Annotated in this window: 5 protein-coding genes; 3 read left to right on the forward strand and 2 right to left on the reverse strand. The window is 68.0% G+C overall.

Annotated elements, in window-relative coordinates; all coding sequences use genetic code 11:
* Nucleotides 1-48: 48 nt before the first annotated feature.
* On the forward strand, nt 49-2358 hold the full coding sequence (locus C8J26_RS08940; protein ID WP_244185224.1) for a glycoside hydrolase family 3 N-terminal domain-containing protein: 2310 nt from the start codon (nt 49-51) through the stop codon (nt 2356-2358).
* Here C8J26_RS08940 and C8J26_RS08945 read toward each other — a convergent pair.
* A complete protein-coding gene (locus C8J26_RS08945; protein ID WP_244185225.1) occupies nt 2345-3661 on the reverse strand; it encodes an MFS transporter in 1317 nt (438 codons plus the stop codon). The two genes, C8J26_RS08940 and C8J26_RS08945, sit on opposite strands and share 14 nt — an antisense overlap.
* A 149-nt stretch (nt 3662-3810) precedes the next feature.
* On the opposite strand from C8J26_RS08945, the gene C8J26_RS08950 reads away from it, so the two are divergent.
* Entirely contained in the window at nt 3811-4299 is a 489-nt protein-coding gene (locus C8J26_RS08950) for a DUF3617 domain-containing protein (RefSeq protein ID WP_107957552.1), read from the forward strand.
* A gap of 142 nt (nt 4300-4441) precedes the next feature.
* Nucleotides 4442-5359, forward strand: a complete 918-nt coding sequence (locus tag C8J26_RS08955; protein WP_107957553.1) for a crotonase/enoyl-CoA hydratase family protein — start codon at nt 4442-4444, stop codon at nt 5357-5359.
* Nucleotides 5360-5368: 9 nt separating this feature from the next.
* Here C8J26_RS08955 and C8J26_RS08960 read toward each other — a convergent pair whose 3' ends face one another.
* Nucleotides 5369-7330, reverse strand: coding sequence for a putative bifunctional diguanylate cyclase/phosphodiesterase (locus C8J26_RS08960; RefSeq protein ID WP_208631350.1), 1962 nt, complete (start codon nt 7328-7330; stop codon nt 5369-5371).
* Nucleotides 7331-7936 lie beyond the last annotated feature (606 nt).

Raw genomic sequence — 7936 nt, forward strand, 5'->3', positions numbered from 1 at the left:
CGACCGTCCTTTCGGGGGATCGCTACAGGCATGGACAAGGGTGAGCGGATGACGGTGGCAACGAATTCACGGCGGGATATGTCGCGGCGCGCGATGATGATGGGCGCGGCGGCGGTGACGGCCTGGGCGGCCAATCCCGCGCGCGCGCTGCTCCAGCAGGCGGGCGGCGGGGCGACCGCGCTACCCGCCTCGGTCGAGGCGTTGATCGGCCGGATGACGGTGATCGAGAAGGCGGGCCAGCTGACGCTGATGGCGGCGGCCTGGGCAGGGGGGGCTGCCACGTCGCTCAATCCCGCGGGCGGCTCGGCCAGCTTCGACGGTCAGCTTGGCGACGTGCGCGCCGGCCGGCTCGGCGGCGTGTTCAACGGCAATGGCGCGGTCATGGCGCACCGGATGCAGACCACCGCGATGCGCGAGTCGAGGCTCAAGATTCCGCTGCTGTTCGCCGCCGACGTCATCCACGGCCTGCGCACCGTCTTTCCGGTGCCGCTGGCCGAGGCGGCGAGCTTCGATGCCGAGCTGGCCCGGCGCACCGCGCGGGCGGCGGGCGCAGAGGCGGCGGCGTCGGGGATCGACTGGACCTTCGCGCCGATGGTCGACATCGCCCGCGATGCGCGCTGGGGCCGCGGAGTCGAGGGCGCGGGCGAGGACGTGTTGCTCGGCCGGATGATGGCAGACGCGCGAGTCCGCGGGTTCCAAGGCGAGCGCGGCCTCGCGGCGCCCGACGCGGTCGCCTCCTGCGCCAAGCATTTCGCCGCCTATGGCGCGGCGGAAGCTGGGCTCGACTATAATTCGGTCGACATTTCGGAGCGCACGCTGCGCGAGACCTACTTCCCGGCATTCCAGTCCGCGTTCGCGGCGGGGTCGCCGACCGTGATGGCGTCGTTCAACGAGATCAACGGCGTGCCCGCCACCGCCAACCCCTGGCTGCTGACCGACGTCCTGCGCCGCGAATGGGGATTCGGCGGGCTGGTCGTGTCCGATTACACCGGCGACGAGGAGCTGATCGCGCACGGGTTCGCCGCCGACGCCCGCGAGGCCACGAAGCTGGCCTTCATGGCCGGCGTGGACATGAGCATGCAGAGCGGCTTCTACCTCAACCACCTGCCCGATCTGGTCGAGTCGGGGGACGTGCCGATGGCGCGGCTCGACGAAGCGGTCCGCCGCGTCCTCGCGCTGAAAGTCCAGCTCGGGCTGTTCGACGATCCGTTCCGCCGGATCGATCCGCGCCGCGAGAAGACGCGGATCCGCACGCGCGAGAGCCTGGCGCTCGCACGGGAAGCGGGCGCGAAATCGATCGTGATGCTCAAGAACGACGGCGGCCTCCTGCCTCTGCCGCGCCAGGGCAAGCGGATCGCGCTGATCGGCCCGTTTGCCGCGGGGCAGCACGACCTGATCGGTCCATGGAACGTCTATGGCACCGACGCCGAGGCGGTCGACCTCGCGACCGGCGTGCGCGCGACCGTCGCCGATCCGTCGCTGATCAGCGTCTCGCCCGGCTCGGGCATCGACGAACCGCTCGCAGGCGGCATCCCCGCCGCGGTCGCCGCCGCGCGTGCGGCGGATATCGTCGTGCTTGCGATCGGCGAGAGCCAGCGCATGTCGGGCGAGGCGCAGTCGCGCGTCGACATCGTCGTTCCGCGCGCGCAGATGGCGCTGGTCGAGGCAGTCGCCGCGACCGGCACGCCGATCGTCGTCCTGCTCCGCACCGGCCGCGCGCTCGCGCTGCACGGGGCCTTGCTCGACGTCCCCGCGATCCTCGTCACCTGGTTCCTCGGATCGCAGGACGGCCCCGCGATCGCCGACGTGCTGTTCGGCAAGACAGGCCCCTCGGCGCGCCTGCCGGTCTCGTTCCCGCATGCCACCGGGCAGGCGCCCTATCATTATGATCACAAGAGCACCGGGCGTCCCAACGCGCCGGGCCCGCTCACCGAATACAAGGCGCATTACCGCGAGTTCGCCAACGACGCGCTGTTCGCGTTCGGGCACGGCCTGACCTACGGCACGATCGGCTATACCGATCTCGATGTCGGCACCGGACGGATGGCGAGCGACGGGGCGCTCACCGTGAACGCGACGATCGCCAACACCGGCACGCGCCCCGCCGAGGAGGTGGTGCAGCTCTACATCCGCGATCTCGCAGCGAGCATCACCCGCCCGGTGCGCGAGCTGAAAGCGTTCCGGAAGGTCGCGCTGAAGCCCGGCGAGCGCCAGCGCGTGTCGTTCACGCTCCGCCGCAGCGACCTGCTGTTCGTCGGCCGCGATCTGCGGCCGACGGTGGAGCCCGGCCGGTTCCAGATCTGGATCGCCCCCTCGGCGCAGGCCGAAGGCGTCTCGGGCGCGTTTACGCTCGCCTGAGCCGCAGCAATGTATCGCGGCGAAGCGGGATGGCGATCACCGCCACCAGCATCGCCGCGATCAGCACCGCGGGGCAGGCCAGCATCAGCCACCGTATGGCGCGCAGGCTGTTCGCGCCCTGCACGGCGCCCGCGACGAAGCCGCTCGCCTGGTAGATCGCGCCGATCGCAAACCCCGCGCCGGCCAGCGCGATCTTCTGCACCAGCGCGAACGTGCCGAACGCGAGCGCCTCGACGCGCTTGCCGGTCCGCGCTTCGTCCCAGTCGACCGCATCGGGCAGCAATGTCCACGCGGCGAGCGCGAACCCGACGAACGCCGCCTGCATCGCGAGCAGGAATGCAACCGTCCCCGCGCTGCCGGGGTCGCGGACCAGCGCGAAGACGGCGGGCACCGCCAGCGCCAGCGCGCCCGCGCCGATCCAGGCGGCACGCGCGCCCTGCGCACGGGCAAGCGCGGTCCAGACCGGCACCGCGACGAGGCTGCCGAGCGCCATACCGGCCAGTGCGCGCGGGCCGCCGGGGGTATCGAGCAGCACGTAGCGGAAATAATAGAGCACCGACTGCGTGGTCAGCGCGGTCGCGGCGCCACCCAGGGCCGCCGCGACGTTGAGCGCGATAAACGCCCGGTTGCGCGCGAGCGTTACGAGGCCGGCGAAGATCGCAGGAGCCTCGATGCGCGGGGCAGGGAGGCTCGGTTCGGGGACGCGCCACGCCATGATTGCGAGCAGGGGCACGCCCAGCACGGCGAGCAGCGCGCTGGCCGCGCCATAGCTGCCCGTCGTCTCCGCCAGCCCCGGCAGTGCCAGTGCCACCAGCGCCGCGGCGGCCGATCCGAACCCCATGCGAAGCCCGGCCACCAGCGACCGGTCCCGGCTCGTCTGCGCCACGCGCGTCGTCCACGCGGCATAGGGTATGTTGGTGAACGCATAGAGCGTCCGGAACAGGATCTGCGTCGCAAGCGCCCACAGTGCCGCACCCGCGGGCACGGCGAACATCGCGGCGAATGCCAGCCCCAGCGGCAGCGCGCCCCATCCGACCATCCGCCGATACGACAGCCGCATCCGCTCCGCCGCCGCACCCGCAAGAAAGTCGGCGGCACCGTCCCAGATCGCGCCGATCATGAAGATCAGCCCGGCAGTGGCCGGCGGCAACGCCAACGCATCCATGTAGAAGAACAGCAGATAGAGGCTGATCGCCTGCCAGTAGAGATTGAACGCGAAGTCCCCGGCGCTGAACAGAACCAGCGTTGCGCGGGCGGGGGGCTGGGCCAGCGGGGCAGGCGCTTCGGGCGGCACGTCACGCACGGTCGCGTACCGTTAGAGCGGAGGGAAGAGGTGAGGGGCGTCGGGTACTCGGAACCATGGCGCGTTCTCGCGGCTTGTCGCGACCAAGGCAACGATACACCGCGCCACTCGGCGCTGGCGCCTGCAAAGATCGGCGTATAAACAAGCGCATGCCCCGATCCCCCGCGTCCAAATCCCTCGCCCCGTCCTGTGCTGCGGCACTTGGTGTTGCGCTCGTCCTGCTGCCGTCTGCGGCGATGGCGGCGATGGCGGCGGGGCCGGTGCTGGCCGCCGGACGCTGGGACGTCACCTCCACCGTCACCGACATCGCCGTTCCTGGCGCGCCCGGGTTCATCCTGCGGATGATGCGCGGCAAGTCGAAGGCGGAGCACAAGCGGCTGCCCGCGGCGCAGGGCGTCGAGGCGTTGCTCGTCCCCGATCCGAAGGCAGGATGCCGGGTCGACAGTCAGCGGATTGCCGACGGACGCTACGCGCAGACGCTGAGCTGTCCGCAAAAGCGCGGCGAACCGATGCAGATCGTGCGCGCGGGCAGCTATGACGCGACCGGGTTCGTTGGGCAGGCGACCGTTACCGGCACGACACCCAAGGGCGGGATGCGGATCGTGCTGAACCAGCGCGCGGCGCGCATCGGCGACTAGGACTCGGCCAAGGTCGGGCGGAACGAAATCTGCGCGCGGCGAAGTTTTCGCGGAGTCCGCGCATCGCGTGATCGGTCCTGCGTCCAGTTCAAACTAGACTTCGCCCGCAGCACCTTTGCTGCGTGTGCAGAAGGACGTCGTAATGACCCTCGAATACCCCGCCGCCGTGCCGGCCGACCGCCACGAAATCCACAGCGATTCGCCGCCAGCACATCGTGCACAGCCGCGCCGGCCCTTCGAAGCCATCGACCTCGACTCCCAGTTCGATCCCATCACCGACACGCTCTGGACGTACATGCGCCAACGCAGCCGCCCGAGCTTCAACCCAGGGCTGCTCGCCGAATTCCGCCAGTGGCAGGACGATATCGTGACCGTGCAATCGTCGGGATCGATGCCGATCCGGTATGTCGTCCTTGGATCGCGGTTTCCCGGCGTCTTCTCGCTGGGTGGCGATCTGGACCTGTTCGCTGCGCATATCCGCAACGGGGATCGCGACGCGCTGGTCCGCTACGGTCGGGCCTGCGTCGAGATCCTGCACCGCAACATGCGCAGCCTCGACCGGCCGATCATCACGATCGGACTCGTCGAGGGCGATGCGCTTGGCGGTGGCTTCGAGGCGCTGTTGTCGTTCAACGTCGTCATTGCCGAGCGCGGCACGCAATTCGGGCTGCCCGAGACCAATTTCGGGCTGTTCCCCGGGATGGGCGCGCACTGCTTCCTGTCGCGCCGGCTCGGTGCAGCGCGGGCGGAGCACATGATCCTGAGCGGGCGATCGTACAGTGCCGAAGAGCTGTATGACCTGGGCATCGTCCACGCGCTCGCCCATCCCGGCCAGGGGCGCGCCGAAGTCGAGACGTATATCCGCCAGAACCGGCGCCGTCACAGCGGGCACTGCGCGATCTACGAGGCGTCGCGCTCGGTCAACCCGCTGCCCCTGTCCGAGCTTCAGGCGGTCGTCGACCTCTGGGCAGACGCCGCCTTGCGGCTCAGCGACGCGGACCTGAAGCTCATGCGGCGACTGGTCGGCGCGCAGACCAGGTTGCTCGACAAGGCGGCCTGATCGCGGCGGTCATGACCGTCCTTGTATCTTGATACCGTCGCCGGCGAGCATGGTCGCGACCATGGTCGCCGGCATCGGCCGTGCGAGGAGATAGCCCTGCACCGCATCGCAGCGCGTCCGCCGCAACTGGTCGAGCTGCGCTTGCGTCTCGATTCCCTCGGCCACCGTCCGCATGCCGAGTTTGGCCGCGAGATCGATGACCGTCTGCACGATCGCCACCGACGCCGGGCTCTGCTCGAGATCGGCGATGAACGACCGGTCGATCTTGAGCGTCTGGAACGGGAATTTGGTCAAATAGCTGAGCGACGAATAGCCGGTGCCAAAATCGTCGAGCGTCGTGCGGACATGGAGGCGGTTGATCGCGTCGAGCGCCGCGAGCGATGCCTCGATATCGTCGAGCAGCACAGACTCGGTCACTTCGAGCTCGAGCCGCTCCGCCTCCAGCCCGCTCGAGGCCAGCGCGCTCATGATGACCATCGGCAGGTTGGTCGCGCGCAACTGGACCGGCGACAGGTTGACCGCGATCTTCACATCGGCCGGCCAGCTGCTCGCCGTCCGGCAGGCCTCGCGAATGACCCAGCTCCCGATCGGCACGATCAACCCATTGTCTTCGGCGATCGGAATGAATTCGGCCGGCGAGATCGATCCGTGGCGGCGATTGGTCCAGCGCAACAGCGCCTCGCACGACAGGATGCGCTGGCCCGCAAGGTCGAAGATCGGCTGAAACATCAGCTGAAACTCGCCGCGTTCCAGTGCGCCCTGGAGTTCGCTGGCAAGATCGCGGCTGCGCTCGACCTTTTCGTCCATCAGGGGTTCGTAGAAGCACATCTGGCCGCGCCCGCTGTCCTTCGCACGGTACAGCGCGAGGTCGGCATTCTTGAGCAACGTGTCAGCATCGGTGCCGTCGACCGGCGCGATCGCGATGCCCAGCGACGCACCGACATGCAGCAGGCGGCCGTCATAATGAACCGGCTGCTCGACGAGATCGATGATCCTGCGCCCGATCGAGGCCGCGCCGTCGCGGTGCTCGACGTCGCAGACAACCGCGAACTCGTCGCCGCCCAGCCGCGCGACGATCCCCGTGCTGCCGAACGCCTCGTTCAGCCGGCGTGCGACTCCGGCAAGCAGCGCATTGCCCGCAAGATGCCCGAACGAGTCGTTGATCTCCTTGAAGCGATCCAGATCGATCCAGTGGATCGTCAGCCACCGTTCCGCGGTGCACAGCGTCCGCAGCCGCGCCTCGAACTGCTCGCGGAACGCGGTGCGATTGGCGACGCCCGTCAGATCGTCGCGCCGTGCGACCGCGGCATGATATTCCGCCAGCGCGACCTTCTCCCGGGAGACCGTGGTCGCCTGCAGGATCACGCCATAGGTCTGCAGCGTGATGTCCATCATCGCCACGACGAACAGCATGATCACCACGGCAAGCGCGATCTTCAGCGGGTCGAACGACAGGATCAGCCCAAAGGACAGCGGCAACGAGGCAAAGCATAATTGCGACAGCGCGATCCAGGGGCGGCCCGCATTGCGTCCCGCGATACCCGCCGCATAGCCGATCGTCGTGGTTACCGCGAGCAGCTGGAGCACCGCCTCGTCGGTATAGACCAGTGCCAGCAGCCCGAACACGCCGAGTAGCGCGGAGTAGGACAGCGCGCCGAACCGATAGAGCATCTCCTTGTCGGCAAGCTGCGACGCGGTGGCGGCGCCGCGCCGCGCCGATCGCGGCCATATCCCGATCGCATCGCTAACCCGGATGCCGGCGACGATCAGGATCGCCACGGCGCACAGGATCATCGATCGACTGCCGCTGACGAGCGCGACCACGCCCATCATTCCGCTTGAGGTGATCGCACCGATCACGAGCGATTGCGGGGACGCGTAGAGCGAGCCGACAAGCGTCTCGCGCACAGAGGCGGCGATAGCGTGATCAGAGTGCCGGAGCTGCGTCAGGCGGGATATCAGACCAGTCATGAACACCGCCATGAACGACACAAGTGTATAAGCAACAAACAAAATCCTGAAAGCTGATCAAACGGTCGCGATTCCAAACGCTCGGCCCGTAACATCGGTCGCATACGGGACCGAACGCTTTGGCAAGCTGAACGACGGACGCGAACACACGGGTCAGACATGCCATTTGCGTATCGCCGGTCCGCGTTTCCGGGCCGGTGCCTCCACCGCGGACGCCAGGCGTCATACGTCGCGAGCATGAAAACTATGGCGTCGTATGCCCGATCGGGTCGGTGACCGCTGATCCATCTCCGTGCGCAATGTACGGGACTGGGCCATTCCAATCGCTTGGCTGAGGTCCGTGTGGGTGGGTTGGGGGCGCAGAACGAGTGGGCGGGCAAAAATTGCCACAAATATGCAAGAAAGTGTTTGACGGGTGTGTGGGGTGGCCGTAGAGGGGTGTCACCGCAGCGGAGTGCCTCACCGGCTTCTGCAGCGGTCGCAAAAAACCAGATGCTCCAAGCTTCCTGCAAGGGAGGTTATGCGAGTGTCGGTATTTTTGTCGGCTCTTTGACATTGTAGGTTTAGATGAAGGGACATGTGGGCGGCGGCTTGCGGTTTCCGGGC

This window comes from Sphingomonas aurantiaca (genome assembly GCF_003050705.1).
GTDB classification, from domain to species: Bacteria; Pseudomonadota; Alphaproteobacteria; order Sphingomonadales; family Sphingomonadaceae; genus Sphingomonas; species Sphingomonas aurantiaca.